Origin of the sequence: Sediminibacillus halophilus, from assembly GCF_900103695.1 — a bacterium.
GTDB lineage: Bacteria > Bacillota > Bacilli > Bacillales > Amphibacillaceae > Sediminibacillus > Sediminibacillus halophilus.
In genome coordinates this window covers 415,023-439,468 of the sequence record NZ_FNHF01000003.1, presented here as the reverse complement: position 1 = coordinate 439,468, position 24,446 = coordinate 415,023, and the positions used below count along the sequence as shown (strand labels likewise).

The window sequence follows — 24,446 nt, the reverse complement described above, 5'->3', positions numbered from 1 at the left end:
ATTTATGACTAGTACCTACGGAAAAAGAAAAGACTAGTTACCATAATGATCACTGAATAAAGGAAGTTAGAATGATGAAATTGATGCAGCCAATTGCCAACGAGGCGATACCAAAAGGGAAGGATTGGGTATTTGAAACTAAATATGACGGATTCAGAGCAGTGCTCTACTGGAAAAAGGACAGCATCGAATTGATTAGCCGTAATGGCAAGGACTTAAGCAAGAACTTTCCAGAAATTCTTGCATATTGCCAGAAAGAGCAGCAACGTGTGGCCGAGCTGCTTCCGTTAACCCTTGACGGGGAAATCGCCATACTTAACACACCCTACCAGGCTAACTTTCCACTAATCCAACAGCGCGGGCGCTTTAAAACAGAAAGCACGATTGCAAAGGCAGCCAAAATGCGTCCAGCCCACTTCCTTTGTTTTGATTTGCTGTTACAGGAAGGGAAGGATTTATGCCTGTTAGCTTACCTCAAACGTAAAGAAAAACTGGCTGATTTATTTAATCAGCTGGAAGTAAGGCGGCCGGTTGATTGGTCCAAAAGGCTTGGCTACATAGAAAGTTTTGATAATTGGAAGAATCTATGGGTAAAAATCAAAGAGCATCGAGGAGAAGGCATGGTTGGGAAGCGGCGTGAAAGTCGTTATGTACCCGGAAAGAATCACCGCGATTGGCTTAAGGTGAAAAATTGGCGGGTAATTAGTTGTATCATCACTGGCTACTCGCTTTCCAATGGCTATTTTGATGCAGCTGTTTATCGTGATGGCACGCTCGTCTCGATTGGAAAATTCAAGCACGGGTTAGAGGGAGAAGCACTGACTATGATGAAAAAGTTGGCCGATTCTAAAGGGGAAAAGGCAGGGAATGAAGTTAAGCTGCCACCAGCGATTTGTGTCGACATCTATTGCCTTGATATTCTAGACGGTGAACTGCGCGAACCAGTTTTCCATGGCTTCCGGGTTGATTTACAACCTGAGCAGTGTACCTGGCAGCATGCAAAACAGAGACTGGCTATGCTGCCTTCAAGCATAAACTTGAGCAATCAGGAGAAGACATTTTATCCAAAACAAAAACTCGCGAAAGGAGATTTGGTTCATTATCTTCGGGAAATCTCCCCTTATATGCTTCCATTTCTAAAAAATAAAGCACTAACGGTCATTCGCTGCCCCGAAGGAGTGGATGGGGAGTCCTTCTTTCAAAAGCATTTACCAGATTATGCACCGGATTACCTGGCTGGAGATAAAAGCGGTAATGAGACCTTGCTCCATTGCAATTCTTCCGAAGCACTTGTCTGGCTCGGCAACCATGGCGCCATGGAATACCATGTCCCCTTTCAATATATGGGAGGGACTGACCCCATTGAAATCGTGTTTGATTTAGACCCGCCTTCCATTCGCGAATTCCGGCTTGCGGTCTATGCTGCACAGTTGTTGAAAAAGATGCTTGATCAGCTGCTGCTGCAATCGTTTGTAAAGACTTCGGGAAATAAAGGAATGCAAGTTTATGTACCCATCCCGGAAAACAGTCTTTCCTACAATGATACAGCGACTTTTACTCAAGCATTGGCAATGCTTTTGGTCAAACAGCATGATGATTTGTTCACTATCGAGAGACTGAAAAAGAATCGTGGCAACAGGCTTTATGTGGACTACGTTCAGCATGGCAGGGACAAAACATTAATCGCTCCCTATTCACCGAGAAAAAACGATGCTGGCACGGTATCCACGCCATTATTTTGGGATGAAGTCACCGAACGGCTTTCCCCGGAACAGTTCACGTTAAAAAACGTAGTCCATCGGGTACAAGAAAAAGGCTGCCCCTTTGCCGGGTATAACCAGGCAAGAGACAGCCAAAATTTAAGACAGTTAAAACAGTTTATTAGCAAGAGCACATAATTCAGGAAAACGATATCGCCCAGCTTCCGTTACGGAAAACCGGCTCTTTGCTACCGTCCTGTGTAACCCCGTCAATGTCCAACTGAGCCGATCCCATCATGAAGTCTTCGTGATTCAGACTATCATTGACCCCGTGCTTGTCCATTTGCTGCTTATCCATTTCAGGTCCATTTTCTATATTGGTTGGGTATGCTTTGCCCAACGCCAAATGACAGGATGCATTTTCATCAAACAAGGTGTTGAAAAAGATAATTTCAGATTGGGAAATGGGCGATTCGTGAGGAACCAATGCGACTTCACCCAATCGGCTTGAACCTTCATCCGTATCAAGCAGGTGCTGCAGTGTTTCTTCTCCTTTTTCTGCGGAAAAAGAGACAACCTTTCCCTCCTCGAAGGTCAAAGAAAAGTTTTCAATCAAATTACCACCATAGCTCAACGGCTTGGTACTTTTCACCGTTCCGTTCACCCCGTACTTGTGCGGCATGGTGAACACTTCTTCCGTAGGCATATTCGGGTTGAACTCGACTCCTTCTGCAGACTTGGCCGAACCGCCGTGCCAAATGTGATTTTCTGGAAGATCGATGGTCAAATCGGTTCCCTCTGCCCGATAGATAAGCTGCTTGTATTGTTTAGCATTCAAATACTCACGTGCTTTGCGCAGTGTTTCGTTGTGGTCCGCCCAAGCTTGAACTGGATCATCCAGATCAACCCGGGTGATACTGAAGATTTTTTCCCATAACTTTTCCTGTGCCTCTTCTGCAGGAAGATCTGGGAAAACTTTTTTCGACCAGGCCGCTGTCGGATATCCAACAATCGACCAGCACACCTTGTCATTCATGATATAGTCGCGGTATTCACTCAGCGCCTCACCGCCCGCCTTATTGGCCGCCGCAATTCGCTTGCCGTCGATATCCTTTAGTAAGTCGGGATTTTCTCCATAAATAGTAAGTAACGCGTACCCGTCCTTGACCATTTCCTCCAGACCTTGCGCCTTCCATTTCGGATAGTTTTCCAAAACTTCCATCGGAGCGTTTTTCATTTTCAAATAAGTAAGTGTTTCGTCGTTCCATTCTAAATGAACGTTTTTTGCCCCTGCCTGATATGCCTCTTTAACTACCATTCTTGTAAATTCGGCAGCTTCCACAGGAGCATTGATGATCAGTCCTTGTCCTTTCTGCAGGTTGACGCCTGTCTGAACCGCCAACCTGGCATACTTTTTCAATGCATCTGCATAATTACCCATCCTAAAAACTTCCCTTCGCTTTTTCTTCCATTATTCCATAAATCTTGAAGCAAAGATAGTAGACAATTGGAAAAATTCAATCGTTCTTCTTTCATTGCGCTTTCTACTACCAGCTGGCAACCGCCAAATCACTATGAAGTAAAAACAAGGAAGCAAGCCGCTTTGGAATAGTGGCTTGCTTTTCTCGATAAAAGATTTAACCGTTGGAGCGAACGAACTCCTGTTTATTATTTGATGGCTGTTTTTATCGTTTCCAGGTTTTTTTCCATCAAACTGAAATAGTCCTCATGGTTTTTAATGTCCTCTTCGGTCAATACAGCCAAATTGTGGACACGGAGTGTTTCAGCACCAATTTCTTTTTGGACTACCTCTGCGACTCGCGGGGTTACATTTTGCTCAAAGAGAATGTATTGCAAATCATGCTCTTCGGATTCCTCGATAATGGATTCCAATTGTTTTTGGGATGGCTCTTGGGCGGTCGATAAACCAGATACAGCAATCTGTTCAAGACCATACGCATCTTCCCAGTAACCAAAAGCAGCATGTGAAACGAGGATCTCCCGTTTCTCCCCGTTTTCCACCGTCTGATGGAAAGACTGATCTAATTCACGCAGTTTTTTCTCTAAATCAGCAAAGTTATCTTCGAATGCTTGTTGATGTTCTGGCATCAAGTCTACGAGACTGTCCTTAATGTTTTCAGCCAAGTCGATTGAACGGATAGGATCAAGCCATACATGCGGATCATAATCACCATGGTCATGCTCTGTTTCTGTTGCTCCAACGTCTGCGGCTTCTTCTTCGGCCTCTTCGCCCTCATGCTCATGGTCGTGTGCTTCTTCTCCGTCATGATCGTGGCCTGCTTCTTCTTCGTGATCATGGTCGTGAGTAGAAGCAAGCAGGGAAACACCATCAGCAGCTTCAACCATAGTTACATCCTCCGATTCTACCGCTTCGGAAATTGTTTCTGCATAGGATTCCATTCCATCGCCTATGTAAATAAAGGCATCAGACTTGGCAATATCGACCAATGTGTTGGATGTCGGTTCAAATGTATGCGCATCTGCCCCTGCCGGCAGAATCGATTCTACTTCCACATAATCCCCGCCAATTTTTTTCGCAAAGTCTTGTAAAGGAAATAGGGTTGTGTATATGGTCAATTTATCCTTTCCTTCATCTTCCTGTTGGACGGACGAAGTTCCGCATCCAGCCAGCAACAGGATGAAAAACAGCATACCAAACAGTACCTTTTTTCTCATCATCTTCCTCCCCCGAAAATATAGTTAAGTATTGTACCAAAAGAATTATATCGTAATGATTTCGTTTTGTAAATAGGAATTATTTCGTTTTACAGATGAGATGTACTTCCTAATACATGTTACTATTACACTGGCTGCACGGTCTGGTACTTCGCTTAAATAGGTAAAGACTATAAAAGTGATTGTAACCATTGCGGAAGGGGTTGCGAAGATGATATGTATGGAAGATGGAGGAACACTTTCTGTGGAACTCATGCCGCTACTGTTCAAATTGTGAAATTGGACCTGGTGTAAGACTTAGCTGACTTTGCCAATGCTAAGAAATCCGTTGACAACACAACCAAATTTGGCTTGGATTTAGATGGTCTGCTACCTTTTGATAATACAGCACCAAGACTAACTCTTTCGGTCTCGGTGTTTTACCCCTGGTATGCCAGGGTTCTAGGGATTACATATCATGGTAATAAAAAGCCTCTCTTCATGGTAGAGTAAAGTGGGTATCCCGACCACTTCTTTCACCATAGAAGGAGGTAATATCCTCTATTGAAATCTAATTAGTATAGGTGATGAATTTTACACAGACTAACTAATCTGCGTAAAATTTCCTTTTTATGGATTAAGAGTTGGCAGTTATACGACACTGATAATTAAAGTTAAGATGAGGAGATGATGAAATGATTGGTAAGTTTTCAACGGGATTTTTCGTATTAAGCATAGCTCTTTTTTTAATGGCTATGCGGGATATATTATCCCCGTATTTAGTTTTTAATACAGTAGTCATTGGTATAATTTTAGGAACCTTTGGCTTATTGAGGAAAGAACCTTTTAGCAAACTAGGAATCTGGTTGAACTCATTTTTTCTTATATTTCTTATAATCATGCTTTACATTCCACCGATGCTTCTAGGGGGGGTAACCATAAAAAGTAAGTAATCATTTTCTTGTGGAGGTATTGGGCGCATCATTATTCAGTTTGCAAAATAATATCTCTAACATACAAAAGTCCATTTCACCTTTCTTCTATTACAATTGCTTCAAGTTGTTAATAATTTGGGCCTACTCCTTTTTTTAATCGTTAATAATCATTTTTCTTAAGTTATCCTTATTCATCTTATCCTCAGTGGCCATATTAATTGTATAAAGAAAAAACGATGTTGTTCATTTGTATGGGAAGTCAATGTCTGATTAGCTTCAAAAATTTTTTGTGATAAGGGCTGCGTACAAAGCGAATTCCCCATGTCAATATACTCTGCCGAGGGAGGGTGGAGCTGCCATCCTTTTTTAATCAATAAAAAATGCCCAGGCAAAAGCTGCTTGAGCATTTCATGCAAAAAAACGATTTTTTAAAATCAGGAAGTAATGGACACATCAGGTTCTAACTGTAATTCTACGTTTCCCATTACCGCCCGGGAGATCATACAAGACTGCTCTGCCTTCTCGACAAGTTGTTTGGCTTTGGCCAATTCCGTTTCAGAGCTTCCTTGTTTAAGGACGACGGACGGACGATGAATGATTTTCTGATAAGTAAAAACCCCGTTTGTGACATCGACGATTCCCTCTGAGTTTAGATCCATACTCTCGAGCGGAAGGCCAGCACGCTCCATCATTGCGCCGAGGGTAATAATATAACAAGTCGCTGCAGCCCCCAACAACATTTCATCTGGATTTGTGCCCACTCCCGGTCCATCCATTTCCGGGGGAATGGATATCTTGGTTTTCAGGTTGCCTGCTTCAATGCGACCAACTGTGTTCCTTCCTCCTGGCCAGTCTGCCTTCAAATGAAAAGAGTGCGTTGCCATCACAAACTTCCTTTCTATCGCTGAGTCTGTCCTTATTGTAAAGCGCCCCCTGCATAAAGTGGAAATGAAATGCCTATTCGCTCCAATATAGAGACGTTGTGCAACTTATCATTCCACTAATAAACCGAACGAGTTCGAATGTTTAAGGTTTCGAATCATCGCCCGGTTTATGCGTTAGGCACTATGCTTTTGTCCCTACTTTTATCTGAGGCTTATGCTTGTTTTTCGGTTTCCTTGTTGCTGGATAAAAACCAGCCAGCTACGGCAATGGCAACAAGCACACCGTAGAAAATCAATTTCCAGACAGTAGAGTGGGCAAAATCATGCGGCAACACATGGATGGCATCATGAGCAAGCACGGTGATCAAAAGCTTGACGCCTACCCAGCCGACAATGATAAAGGCGGCAATTTCCAAACCGGGGCGATCGTGCAGCAGTTTGACAAACAAATTTGCGGCAAACCGCATGATAATCAATCCAATCATCCCACCCGCGAATACGACACCGAACTGGGCCCCATCCAAGCTTCCGATATCCGGTAGATCAGTGGGAGGAAGCGCTACTGCCAGTGCTACTGCGGCAAGAATCGAATCGACAGCGAAGGCAAGGTCGGCAATTTCCACTTTAAGAACCGTCGTCCAAAACCCACTTCCCTTAGCTTCAGCTTCGATTTCCTCTTCTTCGTTACCACGCTTGGAGAACTTATCATATAAATGCTTGATAGCGATAAATAATAAGTAGGCAGCACCAATCGCTTGTACCTGCCATACGTCGACCAAAAACGAAATGATGAATAAAGAACCAAATCGCAGGACAAATGCACCTGCCAAACCGTAGAACAATGCCTTTTTTCGTTTATCATCTGGTAAATGCTTGACCATGATTGCCAGCACTAACGCGTTGTCTGCGGCCAAAATACCTTCCAGTCCTACTAAAACAATAAGTACCCAACCATATTCAATCACTAATTGAAGATCCAATGCTTAAACAACTCCTCCTGTTTTTGCTTTTTTAGCCCAAAAATAAAACGGCCTCCACCGTGACCCGGTAAAGACCATAAAAAGAGACCTTTACCCTGGTGGTAAAGGTCTCGCTAACAACGATGGTTGCCAATTAAGCCGGAGATTGACTCTCGAAATGACGACTTAAATTGTACAGCTACTCCCCTTTAGATGGTTATATCATAACATTCCCATCAGCAAAGTCAACAAATTTATCAGAAATTGGCCAACTTTGGCGGGAATGCCCTCCAGGACACAATGTTATCGTTGCCCGGAACAGTAAGCCTTATTCATGATTTTACGCTTGGATCACCGCGTCGATTCGTTCTTTCATTTGCTGCTTCAGCTGTTCCAGTAGCTGCTGGCTATCTTGCCTGCTCGAACTGGATACACCGTAGTAGCACTTGATTTTCGGCTCCGTACCAGATGGACGAAGACATACCCAGCCGTCTTTATCCAGCAGGTACTTCACGACATTCTCCGCCGGGAGATCGATTTGCTCTATCTTACCCGTTTGTACATAACGGCGTTCCGATGTTTGATAGTCCTCGGTCGCGATGACTTCCAGACCTCCGATTTCTGTAAGAGGATTTTCCCTGATATCCTCCATAATCGCGGCGATTTGTTCAGCACCATCCTTCCCTTTCAATGTCAGGGAGGACATATCCTCGAAATAGAAACCGTGCTGCTCATAGAGCCCTTCCAATGCCTCCAGCAATGTTTTGCCTTTCTGCTTCCAATAACTGGCCATTTCGCAGGCGATCATAGTGGATTGAACCGCATCTTTATCACGGACGAAATCGCCGATCAAGTAGCCATAGCTTTCTTCGTAGCCAAATAAAAACGACTCATCTGTCGATTCAAATCCTTTGATTTTTTCACCAATATATTTGAAGCCTGTTAATGTATCGATTGTTTCCACACCATAATGACTGGCTACTGTCCTGCCTAGTTCCGTGGTGACAATCGTTTTGATCATTTTGCCATTCTGTCTGTCAGACTCGCTGGTATGCGAAAGCAAATAATCGAGCATCAATGTACCAAGCTGGTTTCCAGTCAGCACTTGATAAGATCCTTTGCCATCTTTGACGGCCACGCCCAGCCTGTCTGCATCGGGATCGGTTCCGACAAGAATATCGGCATCCCGCTGCTTTCCTTGCTGAATGGCCAGTGTGAACGCTTGATGTTCTTCCGGGTTTGGTGAATCGACGGTTGAAAATTCCGGATCCGGCTTCGCTTGCTCTTCCACGACATGAACGTGTTTGAAGCCCAGTTGCTGCAGCCCATTCAACACCATGTCGTGAGCGGTCCCATGCAGTGGTGTGAATACAATTTGCAGAGAACTGTCGTAGTCCTGATTCCCCGGATTCATCCGAGAAATGGTTTTCAACTGCTCTAAATAAGCAGCATCTACTTCCTTGCCGATCCAGTTAAGCAAGCCTTGATGCTCTATGTCCTGCTGACTTGCGACCGGAATTTCCAGTTCATTGTCGACTTTTTGCACATTGGCGATCACTTCTGCCGCCTCTGCCGGAGGCATCTGACCACCATCTTCATTGTACACTTTAAAGCCATTATATTCCGGTGGATTGTGGCTCGCCGTTATCATGATACCAGCTGCCGCCTGTAAATGCCGGACGGCAAAAGACAACACCGGCGTCGGACGGAGTGATTCATACACGTGTGCTTTAATGCCGTGCGCTCCGAGAACTCTGGCAGATTCGACCGCAAACTCCTGGGATTTATACCGTGAGTCATAGGCTATAGCCACCCCGCGATCAGCACAGTCCTTAACATTTTCTTTTACATAGTTGGCGAGACCTTCCACTGCCTTGCGAATCGTATAAATATTCATCCGATTTGTACCTGGTCCCAGCATTCCGCGCATGCCGCCGGTACCAAATGTCAATTCTTTATAAAAAGCATCCTCCAGCTCTTTCTCTGACCCTTGCATTTCTTCGAGTTGTTTTTTTAAAGCCGGATCAAGCTCAGGAAAGGCCGACCATTTGTTGTATGTAGTTCTCCAAGACATAAATATCCTCCTTCACGATAAATACCGATTACTAAAAAAAGCTTACCATAAAGTGTCGATTTCCTCTATTTATCCACGACAAATACATACCCGGATTTCAACGGGTTTACTCATTCTTTCATCAGAAAATATTGGATATAGGCAGCGACGTGCTTCAAGGTCATTCTGTTTACGATAGAGAAACCTTGTGAGCTGGACTTCAAAATAAATCCAATGAAATTTTTTCTGTTCTCTCTTTTCTTCCCCCAATTTGTTATATAATAGGGAAAAACACTATATAAGGTTGTGGTCGCACTTGTCAATCTTCCAGAAAAAATGGGTTCAGGGTTTGATTGTAGCTATCCTGATCTTCATGCTCGTTTATTTAATTTCGATTACCAAATTCATCTTTGCACCTGTAGGAGCTTACCTGCTTTCGATTGCTGTACCGATTATCGGAGCCGGACTCCTCTACTACATAACCATGCCGCTGGTACGCAGACTGGAGCAAATGCGGATTAATAGAATCCTGGCGATTATCATCGTATTTCTCCTCATTATCGGCGTCATTTACTTAACATCCAACTTTATTGCACCGATTGTGCAGGAGCAATTCACCAGACTTACTGATAACATACCGAAAATGGTTGAGAGTGGCGAAAAGTTAATAGATAACTGGCGGGACAATCAGGATATGATTCCAAGTCAAATAGACACCACGATCGAAAATATTACCAACAATTTAAATGATTATGCCCAAAATTTTGTTGGATTCTTGATTGATTTTCTCGGGCAGTTGTTCGGGTTCTTATTCGCCTTTGTCCTGATCCCGTTCTTCCTGTTCTTTATGTTGAAAGATGGGCACAAGTTTGTACCTTTCGTTTCCCAGTTCTTAAGCATAAATAAAGCGGACAGCTTCAGGCGTCTCGCCGACAATATCAACCATACACTGGCTTCATTTATACAAGGACAGTTTATTGTCAGTGTTTGTGTCGGCTTCATGTTATATATCGGCTATTTGATTATTCATCTGCCCTATTCACTTACCTTGGCGTTGTTTGGGCTGATCATGAATTTCATTCCGTTCGTCGGTCCCTTTTTATCAGCCATTCCTGCTGTACTGGTTGCCTTCTTCCAGGATCCGATGATGGCTGTGTGGGCGATACTCGTGATGGTGATTGCACAGCAAATTGAAAGCAACTTGATTTCACCGAACGTGATGGGGAAGGTTTTGTCGCTTCATCCCTTGACAATCATTACATTGATTTTGGCTGCAGGCAGCATCGCTGGCTTTATCGGACTGTTGTTCATTATACCTGCTTATGCGGTGGTAAAAACGATAATCTCCCATTTCTATCATGAGTGGCAGAAAAAGCAACCGCAGGATGACCAAAAAATCTTTTAACTTGTTCACACAAAGCTTTTTTCGGGAATTCCTTTTAGTTTTAAACACAATTTTAGAACGAAATCGGTATAAACCCGCTTCTCCCGAAAGCCCAGTAAAGATGTTAAAAAACGATAAAACAAAAAACGGCATGGTTCCGGTGCTTGATCGGAACCATGCCGTTTTTATCAGGAACGAAAACGGCTGAGAAACGAATTCAATCGTTCGCTCTCTGAGTTTTCCAATACTTGCTCAGGTGTACCCTGCTCAGCAATCCTGCCTTCGTCCAGGAACACGACCCTGTCGGCAATATCACGTGCAAAATCCATCTCATGCGTAACAAGCACCATGGCCATTTCGCCTTCTTTAGCGATATCACGAATGACCTCCAATACTTCACCGACCAGCTCGGGATCGAGAGCGGAGGTGACCTCGTCAAACAACATGATTTTCGGGCGCATCACCAATGCTCTTGCCATCGCCACCCTCTGTTTCTGACCACCTGAAAGCTGGCTTGGATAATCGTCAAGCTTGTCTCCCAGTCCTACCTTTTCCAACATTTCCACGGATCGCTCTCTGGCTTCCTTTTTAGGCACTCCTTTTACATTTATCGGAGCAACCATACAGTTTTCCAGAATGCTCATGTGCGGAAACAAATTAAAATGCTGAAACACCATGCCAATATCACCACGAACCTGGCGTAAATGCTTTTCATTGGCCGGGACAAGCTCCCCGTTCTTTTCCATATGCCATAAGTATTGGCCATCGACAACGATGGTGCCGGAGGTCGGCTGTTCCAAAGTCATCAGCATACGGATGATCGTGGTCTTACCGGAGCCACTCGGTCCAATTAGCGCCACTTTTTCCGCCGGAGCGATTTCCAGATCAATTCCTTTTAAAACTTCCACATCACCAAATGATTTGTGGACATCATTATATACTGCAATTGGTTTTGCCATCACGTGACAACTCCTTTATCTATTTTGCCTGTCGGGTTACTTTTGTCGAACCGGCGATTCATTTTCTGTTCAAGCTTGCGGAATAGTACGGCTGTCGGATAACTCATCACCAGGAAGAACAACGCGACTAAGGTCAACGGCTCTAAATACGCAAAGTTCTTTGAACCAAAGTTGTTTGCCATATGAAGCATGCCGGCAACACCGATTGTGGAAGTCAACGGTACTTCCTTGAACATGATAATCAAATAGTTGCCGAGCATCGGGATTGTCGGCGGGATTGCCTGTGGCAAAATGATTTTTGTCCATTTATCTTTTAATGACAAGTTCAATGCCGTAGCCGCTTCCCATTGCCCTTTATCAATCGACTCAATACCTGAGCGATATATTTCAGCTATATACGTACTAAAGTGAACACCGAGACCAATGATAGCCACCGTGATCGGGTCCAATGTTAAACCGACATATGGAACCATCGGCCATGCATAATACAGAAAAAACAATTGGACCAACGGCGGTGTTGAACGGATGAATTCCATAATGAACGCAACGACCATTTGCAATGGCCTCCAAGGAATCCGTCGTACAAAAGTCCAGACAAAACCAAACAACATGGCAAACAAATAACAGGCTATTGTAAGTCCCAGCGTAATCCACATACCCTGGAAGATAGCGGGTAACGATTCAACTACATAATTCCAATTCCAAGTCATTCACTAGCCACTCCCTTCGATGATTGTTTTTCTGCCCAACGAGTCAGCCATATCAACGGAAGCGCTAAAATAAAGTAAAAGACCAGAATCAGAATATACACAGTCGGTGCCAGTGACAGGTGCGTACTTCTGAATATGTCTCCATGATAAAGTATATCTGTCAGTCCCACCAGGGAAACCAAAGACGTAGCCTTTAGCATCTGAATCAGGTAGTTACCGAATTCAGGAAGCATCATCCGTACTGCCTGGGGTAAGATAACAAGCCGCATACGTTGAAATCTCGACATATTCAAAGCAGTAGCAGCTTCTCGCTGTCCCTTGGCAACAGAAAGAATCGAGCCGCGGACAATCTCAGACATATAGGCACCATAGTTCATGGCAATGGCGATTACCGCTGCCCAAAAGTCACTGGCCAAATGGATATCGAAGAGCCCAGGAAGTGCATAGTAAAACCAGAACAACTGGACAATCAAGGATGTTCCCCGGAATACCTCTACATAGAAACCGGTGAATTTCCTTATAAAAATATTATTCGACAACCTGCCAAACCCAGCGATAAAGGCGACTAAGTATGATAATATCGCCGAAGCGATCAGTACAGTTATCGTTATGTTGATCCCCTTCATTAATACGGAGAAGATTTCAGTAAGATCACTAATGCGGATTCACCCTTTCTTTACCGGGAAAAGCAGGCCCCCTGACACGAGGGGGCCTGCTTTACATTATTTTTTCTCCCCTATTATCCTTGACAAAGTTCTTCGGTAGTAATGTCTTCAGTAATGACATTGCTTTCTTCTGAAAAACCGAATGGTTCAATCAAACCGGCAATTTCACCGTTGTCTTTTAATTTTTGTAACTCTTCGTTGTAAGCTTCTCTCAAGTCATCATTGTCAGGATGGAAAACTGCTGCACCATAGCTTGGCACGCCTTCGATGTCCGGCTGTTCAAAGCCTTCAACGAATTCCAATGCATCTGTGTCGGCAGATTCCAGCGCCATTTTAATCGTCATTTCCGTACCAGTGGTTGCCTGGGCACGTCCAGATTCAACAGCAGAGAACGTTGCCGGAATATCCGGAGCTTCTGAAATCTGATCTTCGCTTACACCTTCCTGCTGCAGAAAGTCGATTTCCGTAGCACCTGACATAACAGATACGGTAATGTCCTCATTGTCCGCTATGTCCTTATAACTGGTAATATTGTGAGGATTACCTTTTTCGACGATAAGGCCTTCCCCATATTTAATTTCCGGTTCACCGAAATCGGCGTTTTCGCACCGTTCAGGCGTGATAGCCATACCGGCAGTCGCTACATCGAATTTACCTGCCTGCAACCCTGGAATCAACTGGCTGAAATCAGCAAGCTGGCCTTCTACTTCATCGATACCGAGATTTTTAAATACCTCTTTAGCGATGGCTACAGCTTCTCCTTTCAATTCTCCATCTTCCTCATAAGCGTACGGCTTTTCATTGGCAAAACCAATAGTTACTTTACCTGCATCCTGAAGCTCGGCCAGCTTACCGCCGTCTCCATCACCACTGGCATTTCCGTCACTGCTGTCGTCAGAACCACATGCTGCCAGTGCAAAAATCAACACTAAACCTAGTACTAAACCCGATAAGTATTTTTTCATTAACTAATTAAACCTCCCTGAAATTCATAAGTAAAAAAAGCATTTGCTGTGCACTTGAGCAGACGCTAATTAGTAAGTAAAAATAATTCTTGTTATCCGTATGGATTTCACCTTCAGCTGAATGTCACGCGAGCAGAAACACCTCCACCACGGATAAAAGAAGTGAAGCACAATTTCGGAGAAATGCTTGGAGTGCCTATAGGCATATATATAACTTTATACCTAATATTTACATTCTTCAATCTATGAATATTCTGATTAAATCGAGTCATACAGCATATAACCAGCTGATTCCGTTATATCTCCAAGATATTTATATTTGCTTGAATAAGATAGTAAATACTCTAAAATTCTAACTAAACAGAAAATTCCATCCGATTGCAATAAAGATCATATCAGGCATCAAATCAGGGATTTTCATTCTTTCTAGGACTCTGGGCATAGCAATCGCAAAAGGCTCTTGCTTTGCATACCCGAGAAAAACATCAATTATATAACACGCATCATGATGCCGCTTAAATTAGCATTGGTGGGCGTCTATTCTTTTTCCACTGAAAAGTTTTCTCTTCTTGTCTAGATTTTTTATACCCCGAAACCAGAAAAAAGCACCCGTTAACGATAGAAAAGATCCGTCCCCTAAGCCATCTAGCGACTTTGGGGCGGATCCTTTTGGAAGGGCAATTTGCCGCTCGTCTCTTAAACATCTATTCTATTGACCCTCTTTCTGCCTGCTTACATCGATTCCTTCTGTTGAACAACTTGCTTAGAAACGACACGACAGCGTGTACCTTTTAACGAAAGCTATACATGACGGACTCACCGACTACGTGATAGCCGATCCTTTGATATATTCCATTGGAAGTTGGGTTCGTCTGGTCCGTGTACAAACTGCAAAACAGATTTCCGTCATCAAGCAGTTTTTGGGAAAGAGCGGCAACAAGCGCCGTGGCATATCCATTCCGCTTATAAACGTCCGGTGTATAAACGGCATTGATGGTGACGCCATTTTTCGTCTTTCTTGATTGATTTGCCATCGATACGGGGCGGCCATCCACCACCCATAGATAGACGGATCGAGACCCAATAAAATCCTTGGCCATTTCTCCTGCCCGCACATCGTCCATTGATACCTTTGCCTCTTTGCCAAAGCCGATCAACCAAGCTTTGATCAATGCCTCATCCTTTTCATCAGCAGGGATGAGATGGCCACTTCCTTTTTCTACTAAATGCACCTCATCAAGCCTGTAAATAAGCTGTTTCATTTCCACTTCTGCTTTTTCCCCAGTTAGTTGCTCCCATTTGGCTGCAAACTGCTGGACTGCTTTAACAGGACCCACCACACCAGGAAGTTGAATGCCCTGGTGATAAAGATGGCGGGCAATAAGACTTAAAATTTCCGCCCGGCTCGTTCCGATATCGGGAAGAATCAGATTGTGCGGCGGCGTTTGAAGAAAAACATATACCAGTTTACCTGCTTCTTTGACCATCCCCAAATATGGCGGGGCTTGATCTTGTGTACTTCCACTTTCCATCACCCTGTTCAGAATCCCTAACCCAAGATTGTTACAGGCTTCTTTTTCTACCAGCAAGGATTCTGCCTGTTCAAAAAAATCACTAACATCTTCTGTTTGCAAGATTTCCATCCCTGTTCCCCCTCGCACTCTTTCTAGTAGTTTAACCTATCTCAGATACACTTTCTACTGCTATTTAGAGAGCCTGCTGGTTGACGAGGACTTCCTGCTGACATACAGTTTTATTAAAGGGAGTGGTTATCATGACAAAAAAAGAAATCGAAAACCGGATCAGTGAATTAAAATCTGATTATATGCGGATTCAAGCCGACTTGGAGAAACTTGACTCTGTCGGAGGAAATACTGCCAATGCGGAGAGACAACTGGCTGATATGGAACAAGAACTAGCCAGTCTGAACGAGCAACTGGATGAATTGGAAGCGTAAACGGTTGGTCAAACAAACCCCAGCATAGAAAAAACTTAATGGTAAATAGAGATTTGCTGCATCATAAGCCAGCTAAGCAAAAGCTTGAGGATTTCGCAATCAAAAAAGCCGGGGGCTAATTGTTCGTTTTACACTACACATATCCCGTCCTTCGAATGGCTTAGCATCAAAACTGAACTTTATCACGCTGCCATGAAAAATAGCAGCCCAATTCATTAGTGAATTGGGCTGCTGCTTGGTGTATAGTTACTTTTTTGTGATCAAATAGAGCGGTTGAGGTACGCTTAGTCCACTTTGCTACTGATTGTTTTGTTCCTGGTGCTGTTGGTCTAGCCTGGCTTTTATTTTATTTACTTCCTTGCTGGGTGGCGTCAGACTGACTACTACGTCTCCAGGTTCTGCCTTTAATTTTATTTCATCGGTATAATACTCCACGTTCCCAGATACGCGCAGGACAAACAGCAAAATGGTGCCATGGACACGGTCATCAAGATAGGCTGGGTATGTGTACTGTTCGGTAATGTTCGTCTTTCTCATCACATAGCCTTCATCTATCTTGCCGCATAACCCTTCCAATGATATATTTTCCGAGAACAAGACCCGGCCTGCTATCGTAGGGTCCAAGTCTTCCACATGATCTCCGCGTTCTCTTTGAATACTCAGCTTGAAGACGTTGTTGCGACCGAACGCCGGAACAAACGCCGTAGCAACCAAGGCATTATATGAATCAAATTCGGTCGCTGAAATCAGATAATCGTATGGTGTCATATCAATCCGGTAATCTGTCTGCTCCGACAAAATTTCCCCGTGATGAAAGGTGACTCCGGCATTCCTCGCTTTTGAAAGCCGCTGCCAGGAGGAGTCAGACACAATCACCGGAATGTTCATTTCTTTGAGAATTTTCGCCAAAGCAACGGTAAAGCTGTTGCTGCCAATAATCATGGTTCCAGGACGTCCTTCCGCAGACAGATTCAGTTTTCCGGCCAGCCAGCTGATAGAAAACCCATGGGCAACAACGGTAAAAAACACTAATGCAAAGGTGATAGAGGTCACCAGCGCTGCATCCTGGTAGCCTTCATCGTATAAAATGGAGGCAAAATAGCCTGAAACAGTTAGCGCTACAATTCCCCGCGGTGCAATCCAGCCGACAAGCAGCTTCTCCGACTTGGATAAGTCAGTGCGAATCGTTGATAAGAAAATCGACAGCGGACGGACGATAAACAACATCAACAGTACGTAGCCAATAATCTCCGGCCGGAATATTTGCAATAGCGTTGCCCTAGTAAGGGATGCTGTCAGCATAATAAAAATCGTCGAAATCAACAAAATCGAAATATTTTCTTTGAAGTGCCGCATATCCTGTATGGACGAGATGCGGATATTAGCCAGTGTCATCCCCATTGCTGTCACTGCAAGCAGACCTGTCTCATGCGTAATTTCATCGGCTATCGTGAAACAGGCAATTACTGCTGCAAAAACGAGAGGAGATTTTAAATACTCCGGTACGTGTCCTGTTTCAAACATCCAGCCGATCCCCCTGCCGAACGCCCATCCGAGAATGACAGCGAACAGAGAAGCCAGCATGAACAAAAATAAGGATAATAGACTGTGGCCGTCATTGGTGAGAACCAGAATGACTTCCAGGGCCAAAATCGCAAGGAGCGGACCGATTGGGTCGACAATGATCCCTTCCCATTTCAAGATCTTGGCGGGTCTTGGTTTCAATTTCGACTGCCGCAATAACGGCAAGATGACGGTCGGACCCGTTACGATGAATACCCCGCCGATCACAAACGAAACAGCCCAGGATAAACCACCAACATAGTGTGCTGTTAAGGAACCTAGTATCCATGATAAAAAGGCTCCAACAGTGACAATCCGCATAACGGGTCTTCCTAATCCTCTAATATCTTGTAAGCGAAGATTCAAACTGCCTTCGAACAGGATGATTGCCACAGCTACAGATACAATCGGCCGGTATAAATCTCCGAAATCTTCACTTGGATTCATTATTCCAAGTGTCGGTCCTACTAATAATCCTGCTACCGACATAACCACAATGGCGGGAAGACGATAGCGCCAGGATAACCATTGCGAGCCGACACCGAGCGCGCCTATCAACATTATCTCTAATAAAAGGGAATCGCTCATAGCACTTTTACCCCTTTCTGCATTAAATTCGTACGATGTAAAAAGATATCTCATAGTGTAAAGTGGCGTGTTGTCCTTGTAAAACGGTTTGTTTATCAGACACCGGATTTCGACATGATATGAAGTACCTATATTCCGTTGTCAGCACGTTGATATTTTTCTTCATTATTCCATGTATCATTGACAAATGGCTAACCCGTTGGTAGTATAGTTCTGCTTTTTCATATTTCAAAAAAATGCAACGTTTTTATTGATGATACAGCTAGTTCATTTGGTAAGAGCCTGCTTACGGAGGAATGCAGCTTGGTGAAACAGACATTTTTAATAGGTTTTATGCTATTTGCCCTGTTTTTCGGGGCAGGAAACTTAATTTATCCTCCTACCTTAGGGTTGGAGGCAGGTACTTCCTTTTGGCCTGCCATGATTGGTTTTATCTTAACCGGGGTTGGGCTGCCTATCCTTGCAATAGTTGCAATCGCCCTTATCAGGGATCAAACATCCGAATTGGGAAGCAAGGTTCACCCATTTTTCGGACTGTTGTTTACCTCGATTATTTATTTGGCAATTGGACCTTTTTTCGGTATTCCCAGAGCGGCCAATGTAGCTTTTGAAATGGGTGTGCTTCCGTCTGTACAGGCTGGCGCAGACCACGCCTTGATACTGGTCCTGTTTACGGTTGTTTTTTTTGGTTTGGTTTACTGGTTCAGTCTAAACCCTTCCAAACTAGTCGATCGAATCGGCCAATGGTTGACTCCTGCTTTATTGATTGCCGTGGCGGCGCTTTGTATCGGCAGCTTTTTTATCCTGCAGTCCCCATCCAGCACGCCGAGCGAGAAATACCATACAGCCCCTTTTTTCAGCGGCTTTGTAGAAGGATATTTAACCATGGATGCCATTGCTGCACTGGCATTTGGCATCATTGTCGTAACCGCCTTTAAGGACAACGGTATCCAAAGCAAAAAAGCATTGGTGACATCCACTTTAAAGGCAGGGATGATATCCGGGATTGCCCTGACACTCGTATATGGTTCGCTTGGATGGATTGGCGCCAAAATGGCAACTCAAGGTAATTTCGATAACGGTGGTCAGATACTATCCAGTGCCACCCAATTGGTATATGGGAATTTCGGACTCTTGCTGCTTGGAATTATTGTAGCACTTGCTTGTTTCACTACATCCATCGGTTTAACCGTTGCCTGCGCTCAGTACTTCGCCAGGACTACTCGTTTTTCGTACAAGCAAATCGCAGCTATTGTCAGCATTGCAAGTTTTTTGATTGCCAACCTCGGACTGAATCAAATTATCGCCATTTCCGTGCCTGTACTGGTCGCCATTTATCCGATCGCCATTGTGCTTGTCCTGCTCACCTTCCTGGACAAGTGGTTTGAAGGATCGGTGCTCGTATATCGAGGTGCAATCCTGCTGACAGCTGTTGTCAGTATCTACCAGGGTCTGACCGAGTTCGGATTGGAAATGACTGCCCTCCAACCATGGATCGAACAGCTTCCTCTGTTCTCTGTCGGTCTTGGCTGGCTGCTACCTGCCGTGATCGGCGCATCGATTGGCGGATTTATCGACCATAGTCGAGAAACTTTTTAGCTTAAAAAGCAGCAAACGATGCACTGATAACAAATAGGGCCGCCCGCCTGCAAGGGCCGCCCTATTTTTGTTTTCAAATCTTTTTTATGTTAGAGCAAATTTATCGTTAGTCATTCCACAAACGTTCCTCTCCATTTATATGCTGAACTTGCACGAAAATCCAAGGACCATTATCCACTGTCCTGATTTAGATGGGATTTTCAAAAATTCATCTTTATGTTCTTTCTTATAACCATGTTGACAACTTCTCCCCTATTAACGGCAAATTTAAACATGATGAATACGGAGATATTTAAAAATAGGCAATTCTCGTCCGTAGAGAATCGTGATAGGATAGTAGTATTGATTTTTTTCAATTTGGAACTTAAAGAAAAGGATGAACACCATGATAATGGAAAAAGCCCAACACATACTTGAAGAATACTTTGGTTTTCCAAGCTTCCGGCCGGGCCAGCAAGCTGTGATCGAATACGTGACCAGCCAAAAGAATGCGCTGGCCATCATGCCGACAGGCGGAGGAAAATCACTTTGTTATCAAATCCCCGGGCTCGCCCTTGAGGGAACCGCCATTGTCGTTTCGCCATTGATCTCATTGATGAAAGACCAAGTGGATGCCTTGTCCTCACTCGGCATACCAGCCACCTATATAAACAGCACGTTAAGCTCCGAAGAATTCCAGGACCGGATGCAGCAGCTGCGGGCTGGCCGCTATAAATTCGTGTATGCAGCACCCGAGCGATTCGAATCACCTACGTTTATCGAGTCAATCAAATCGATCAACCTATCCTTGGTTGCCTTTGATGAAGCCCACTGTATTTCTCAATGGGGACACGATTTCCGCCCCAGCTATCGATCAATCGTGCCAACTTTGGCCAAACTGCCTAATCTTCCGGTAATTGTTGCCTTGACTGCCACTGCTACCGATGAAGTGAACTATGATATCCGCAGACTGCTGAACATTGAAGACGATCATGTCATCAACACGGGCTTTGCCAGGGATAATCTATCTTTTCATATCGTCAAGGGCAGCAGTAAACGTGACTTTGTGCTTGATTATCTGAAAGAGCGTCCAGCAGAATCTGGAATTATTTATACATCCACTAGAAAACAAACGGATACGGTCCATCAGCTGCTCGTAAGCAAAGGATACGCCGCTGCCAAATATCATGCCGGGCTTTCCGAACAGGATCGGAAACAGGCGCAGAATGCCTTTATTCAAGATGAAAAAACGATCATTGTTGCCACCAATGCGTTTGGCATGGGGATTGATAAATCGAACGTCCGCTATGTGATTCACTACGCTCTGCCGATGAATATCGAATCCTATTATCAGGAAGCTGGCAGAGCAGGCAGGGACGGAGAACCTAGCGATTGTATCCTGCTTTTCTCCGGCCAGGATATCCAGCTGCAGAAGTTTCTCATCGAGCAATCCCTGATGGATGAAGAAAAGAAAACAAAGGAATATAAAAAACTACAGGCGATGATCAATTATTGTCATACCCATAGTTGCTTGCAAACGTACATCCTTCATTACTTCAATGATTATTCCGCCGTGGAAGACTGCGGCAAATGCAGCAACTGTCTTAACAGTGACAACCGGGAAGACATGACGAGAGAAGCCCAGATGGTTCTGTCCTGCATTAAGCGCATGGACGAAAGATTTGGCGCCGGATTAACGGCCAAAGTGCTGAAAGGCTCGAGAGATAAAAAAGTAAAGGACTTTCAATTTGATCAGCTGTCGACTTATGGACTGATGTCTCAATATACCGAAAAGGAATTGACCAATTTCATTCACTTCCTCGTGGCAGAGAATATTCTTTCCACAGGGGACGACCGCTATCCGATTCTTAAGCTGACCAAACATGCAAAAGAAGTACTGCAAGGCCGTAAGCAAGTATGGGTTCAAACCGGTTTTGCCAGAAGTACGGCTGCAGCCGATTACCACGAAGCCTTGTTCGAGGAGCTCCGGCAGTTGCGCAAGCAGATAGCGATAGAAGAGAAAGTACCACCATATGTTCTGTTTTCTGATGCAACATTAAAGGAGATGGCCCGTCACTTCCCACAAACAAAAGAAGAAATGCTCCGTGTAAAAGGGGTAGGGGAGAAAAAGTTCGAACAGTATGGCGAGCCTTTTCTTCAAGCAATTTTGCCATGGGCCGATAAAGTGGAGAAAAAACAAACCGATAAAAACTCTGTCGTTTCGAGCCAAGGTATTCTGGAAAAACGGGAAAAGGCTGACGAAAGACCGAGTCACCTCGTAAGCTATCAGCTATTCTTGGATGGATCCACCTTGGCAGAGATTGCAGCTTCCCGCGAAATCACCGAGCAGACGGCCGCCAATCATTTATTCAAGGCCTATGCCGAGGCAAATCCGCTAGATTGGGACAGGCTGTTTACAAAATCGGAGGAAGAAGAGGTGCTTGCCGCCCGCAAGGAGCTGGATGAACCAAAACTCAAGCCCATCAAAGAAATGCTTGAATCAGATATCAGCTATACGGCAATCAAAGCTGTTTTAATCAAGCACGGAATTCTGCTTAATCGCTAGCCTTTTGGTGAAAAGGATAGATAGCAACGAAGCGATAGCGCAGTACATGGAGCTAGTGCCATGGAAATGCATTGCTTAACGTTGCGTTCTGTTTTCAGTTAGTATTTTCTTCCTTGCTACACATATATTTTCATGGTTTTATTCAATTAACTTACGTGGCTTCTACTTGGAAAGTGATATGCATCCGATCCAAACAGAAGAAAAGTAAAATGTTGAAAATCACGTTGTAGTATTTTCAAAAGAAACTTGATCGATGCAAATTGTCCTAATGGAAAAAGCACGCGGAGAAGCAGAAACTCTTCCGCGTGCTTTTTTCAGTAGGAATGAATTTTTTTCAAATCCCGGTGGTTGTATCTTGGTTATGCCGTTCCTGACAATCTTTGCAAAGCTTGATTTTTTCCTCTTGTCTTGTCGACAAGAGCTTTCCGCAACTCGAGCACTTATGGAACTCGTTAGCGTTCGATTGAAAGCCGATCATCTCGCCTTCATTCCGTCTTACCATGGGGAACTCTCCTTTCGGTCGTTATCGAAAAACACCGAATCTTAACAAGATAATACCCCGGTATGACGAGTATCAAACCGAAACTACTTATGCATCGAAGTCCAATGCCCAGCTCCCCTTCCGAAATACTGGTTCTGTGCTGCCGTCTGCAGTCACGCCATCGATATCAAGTTCAGCTGAGCCAATCATGAAATCCACGTGAGTCAAGCTGTCATTGACCCCATGTTTGTCAAGCTGCTCGTCGTCCATTTGCGAACCGCCCTCCAGGCTGGTCGGATATGCTTTGCCCAAAGCAATATGACAAGATGCATTCTCGTCATAAAGCGTATTATAAAAGATGAGACCAGATTGGGAAATCGGAGATTCGTGCGGAACAAGCGCAATTTCGCCAAGACGTCTTGCCCCTTCGTCTGTGTCCAGTAAGTGCTTCAAGGTTTCATAGCCCTGGTCAGCCTGAAAATCGACTACCTTTCCATTTTCAAAAGTCAAACTGAAACCGTCAATCAAGTTACCGCCATAGTTCAGTGGTTTGGTACTGGAAACCGTTCCGTTCACCCCATATTTGTCCGGCAATGTAAAGACTTCCTCTGTCGGCATATTCGGGTTGAAATCCGTGCCCTTTTCTGTTTTCGCTGAACCGCCTTTCCAAATGTGCCCTTTCGGAAGCTCCAGCTCAATATCTGTGCCTGGTGCTTTATAAACCAATTTCTTGTATTGTTTTCTATTCAAAAATTCGCGTGCTTTCCGCAAGGTCGCATTGTGCTCATCCCAAGCTGCTACAGGATCTTCTTTGTCGACGCGGACAATCTTGAAGATTTGCTGCCACAAGCTTTCCATTGCTTCCTCTTTCGATTGGTCCGGAAAGATTTTTTGCGCCCAATCACCAGTAGGAATCGATATGATCGACCACGGAATTCTGTCATTCATGGTGTATTGGCGAAATTCCTTCATCGCTTCTGCATTGGCCTTGGAAGCCCTTGCTACTTTGCCTGCATCGATATCCTTTAATAAATCCGGGTTCGTCGACCGGATAGACAAGACCGCTGCCCCCTCTTTAGCGAAGGACACAAGCTTGTCCACATGCCACTGAGGGACATCAGTCAATACTTCTTCTGGTGCATTCTCATATTTAAGCAATGAAATTTCGTCATCCGCCCAATTGATATGTACATTCTTGGCACCAAGTTCATAGGCTTTCCGGACGACGATTCGGGTAAAATCCGCGCCCTCAATCGGCGCATTGATCATCAAAGTTTGGTTTTTTTGCAGATTGACACCGGTTTTCAGTGCCAGCTCCGCATATTTTTCTAAGTTTTTTAACTCTGCCATTGTTTTTCCCTCCAAAAAAAATCGATCTGTCAGTCTGTTTTCTTCACCTCTCTATTATTTCACAAAAAACGGAAACTAACAAAATTTTCTTATTATTCTCGTTGCAATTCATTCAGCGAAAAAGCGTCGCGGTGGGATAGCGGTCTACATAACGCTTGGCACGGTTGCAAGTGAAGCTCCCTAAACTTCACCAGCTTGCCCACGGTATTCTCCTCCTGGTTAGTCTCCAAACGATTTCTTGGAGGTACAGGATATTCCCGCACCACCTTTCCATCAAAGAAAAACTTCCACTTCAAATAAAGTGAATCTATATTATAAACTGTTCTCCTAATAATTTCGGCTTTCGTGAAAAATATAAAACGCCACATAATTTGAATGCGCCTTCCTAACTTCTTGCTCTTATTGAGAGGGAGTTCGGCGCTGCGGAAATACCCTGTGCTTTCCGCGGGCGGCTGGTGAGCTTCCTCGAGCTA

General features: G+C 44.3%; 19 protein-coding genes. 6 read left to right on the top strand and 13 right to left on the bottom strand.

From position 1 onward, the window contains the following. The first annotated feature begins 74 nt into the window (after positions 1-74). On the top strand, positions 75-1,898 hold the full coding sequence (locus tag BLR82_RS12590) for a DNA ligase D (protein ID WP_074599817.1): 1,824 nt from the start codon (positions 75-77) through the stop codon (positions 1,896-1,898). Position 1,899: 1 nt separating this feature from the next. Here BLR82_RS12590 and BLR82_RS12585 read toward each other — a convergent pair whose 3' ends face one another. Both BLR82_RS12585 and BLR82_RS12580 read right to left on the bottom strand, forming a co-directional pair. After that, on the bottom strand, positions 1,900-3,141 hold the full coding sequence (locus tag BLR82_RS12585) for an aminopeptidase (protein ID WP_074599816.1): 1,242 nt from the start codon (positions 3,139-3,141) through the stop codon (positions 1,900-1,902). Between the two features lie 227 nt (positions 3,142-3,368). Further along, the gene (locus BLR82_RS12580) at positions 3,369-4,397 is read right to left on the bottom strand and encodes a metal ABC transporter solute-binding protein, Zn/Mn family (RefSeq protein WP_245693801.1); all 1,029 of its coding nucleotides are present in this window, start codon (positions 4,395-4,397) and stop codon (positions 3,369-3,371) included. A 674-nt stretch (positions 4,398-5,071) separates the two neighbouring features. Here BLR82_RS12580 and BLR82_RS12575 point away from each other — a divergent pair. After that, positions 5,072-5,329 (top strand): hypothetical protein, encoded by a 258-nt coding sequence (locus BLR82_RS12575; protein WP_074599814.1) that lies wholly within the window; start codon positions 5,072-5,074, stop codon positions 5,327-5,329. A 416-nt stretch (positions 5,330-5,745) separates the two neighbouring features. On the opposite strand, the gene BLR82_RS12570 is transcribed toward BLR82_RS12575, so the two are convergent. The 3 genes from BLR82_RS12570 to BLR82_RS12560 all read right to left on the bottom strand — a co-directional run bounded on the left by BLR82_RS12570 (position 5,746) and on the right by BLR82_RS12560 (position 9,228). Next, a complete protein-coding gene (locus BLR82_RS12570; protein WP_074599813.1) occupies positions 5,746-6,195 on the bottom strand; it encodes an OsmC family protein in 450 nt (149 codons plus the stop codon). Between the two features lie 212 nt (positions 6,196-6,407). Further along, positions 6,408-7,175 carry a TerC family protein gene (locus BLR82_RS12565; protein WP_074599812.1) on the bottom strand — a complete coding sequence of 256 codons (768 nt, stop codon included), beginning with the start codon at positions 7,173-7,175 and terminating at the stop codon, positions 6,408-6,410. A 319-nt stretch (positions 7,176-7,494) separates the two neighbouring features. Then, positions 7,495-9,228 (bottom strand): phospho-sugar mutase, encoded by a 1,734-nt coding sequence (locus BLR82_RS12560; protein WP_074599811.1) that lies wholly within the window; start codon positions 9,226-9,228, stop codon positions 7,495-7,497. Between the two features lie 328 nt (positions 9,229-9,556). Here BLR82_RS12560 and BLR82_RS12555 point away from each other — a divergent pair, with 328 nt between their 5' ends. After that, positions 9,557-10,612 carry an AI-2E family transporter gene (locus BLR82_RS12555; RefSeq protein WP_342721559.1) on the top strand — a complete coding sequence of 352 codons (1,056 nt, stop codon included), beginning with the start codon at positions 9,557-9,559 and terminating at the stop codon, positions 10,610-10,612. A 167-nt stretch (positions 10,613-10,779) separates the two neighbouring features. Here the strand turns inward: BLR82_RS12555 and ehuA are convergent, their stop codons facing one another. From ehuA to BLR82_RS12530, 5 genes are all read right to left on the bottom strand, one after another. Next, on the bottom strand, positions 10,780-11,550 hold the full coding sequence (gene ehuA / locus BLR82_RS12550) for an ectoine/hydroxyectoine ABC transporter ATP-binding protein EhuA (RefSeq protein ID WP_074599810.1): 771 nt from the start codon (positions 11,548-11,550) through the stop codon (positions 10,780-10,782). Beyond that, the gene (gene ehuD, locus BLR82_RS12545; RefSeq protein ID WP_074599809.1) at positions 11,550-12,260 is read right to left on the bottom strand and encodes an ectoine/hydroxyectoine ABC transporter permease subunit EhuD; all 711 of its coding nucleotides are present in this window, start codon (positions 12,258-12,260) and stop codon (positions 11,550-11,552) included. The genes ehuA and ehuD overlap by 1 nt, the downstream gene beginning before the upstream one ends. Then, the gene (gene ehuC, locus BLR82_RS12540) at positions 12,257-12,919 is read right to left on the bottom strand and encodes an ectoine/hydroxyectoine ABC transporter permease subunit EhuC (RefSeq protein WP_281242202.1); all 663 of its coding nucleotides are present in this window, start codon (positions 12,917-12,919) and stop codon (positions 12,257-12,259) included. Before ehuC ends, ehuD begins: the two co-directional genes overlap by 4 nt. A gap of 80 nt (positions 12,920-12,999) precedes the next feature. After that, entirely contained in the window at positions 13,000-13,890 is an 891-nt protein-coding gene (ehuB, locus tag BLR82_RS12535; RefSeq protein WP_074599807.1) for an ectoine/hydroxyectoine ABC transporter substrate-binding protein EhuB, read from the bottom strand. 791 nt (positions 13,891-14,681) lie between these two features. Next, a complete protein-coding gene (locus BLR82_RS12530; protein WP_074599806.1) occupies positions 14,682-15,533 on the bottom strand; it encodes a GNAT family N-acetyltransferase in 852 nt (283 codons plus the stop codon). A 131-nt stretch (positions 15,534-15,664) separates the two neighbouring features. Between BLR82_RS12530 and BLR82_RS12525 the strand changes: the two genes are divergently transcribed. After that, positions 15,665-15,847 carry an SE1832 family protein gene (locus tag BLR82_RS12525; RefSeq protein ID WP_074599805.1) on the top strand — a complete coding sequence of 61 codons (183 nt, stop codon included), beginning with the start codon at positions 15,665-15,667 and terminating at the stop codon, positions 15,845-15,847. A 297-nt stretch (positions 15,848-16,144) separates the two neighbouring features. On the opposite strand, the gene BLR82_RS12520 is transcribed toward BLR82_RS12525, so the two are convergent. Further along, complete coding sequence (locus BLR82_RS12520; RefSeq protein ID WP_074599804.1) at positions 16,145-17,998, bottom strand: cation:proton antiporter; 1,854 nt, start codon at positions 17,996-17,998, stop codon at positions 16,145-16,147. 303 nt (positions 17,999-18,301) lie between these two features. Between BLR82_RS12520 and brnQ the strand changes: the two genes are divergently transcribed. Together brnQ and recQ are read left to right on the top strand one after the other, a co-directional pair. Continuing rightward, positions 18,302-19,597 carry a branched-chain amino acid transport system II carrier protein gene (brnQ, locus tag BLR82_RS12515; protein WP_074599803.1) on the top strand — a complete coding sequence of 432 codons (1,296 nt, stop codon included), beginning with the start codon at positions 18,302-18,304 and terminating at the stop codon, positions 19,595-19,597. A 385-nt stretch (positions 19,598-19,982) separates the two neighbouring features. Next, entirely contained in the window at positions 19,983-22,142 is a 2,160-nt protein-coding gene (recQ, locus tag BLR82_RS12510) for a DNA helicase RecQ (protein WP_342721554.1), read from the top strand. 334 nt (positions 22,143-22,476) lie between these two features. Here the strand turns inward: recQ and BLR82_RS21075 are convergent, their stop codons facing one another. Both BLR82_RS21075 and BLR82_RS12505 read right to left on the bottom strand, forming a co-directional pair. Continuing rightward, the gene (locus tag BLR82_RS21075; RefSeq protein WP_175486805.1) at positions 22,477-22,644 is read right to left on the bottom strand and encodes a hypothetical protein; all 168 of its coding nucleotides are present in this window, start codon (positions 22,642-22,644) and stop codon (positions 22,477-22,479) included. 87 nt (positions 22,645-22,731) lie between these two features. Beyond that, positions 22,732-23,973 (bottom strand): aminopeptidase, encoded by a 1,242-nt coding sequence (locus tag BLR82_RS12505; protein ID WP_074599802.1) that lies wholly within the window; start codon positions 23,971-23,973, stop codon positions 22,732-22,734. Positions 23,974-24,446 lie beyond the last annotated feature (473 nt).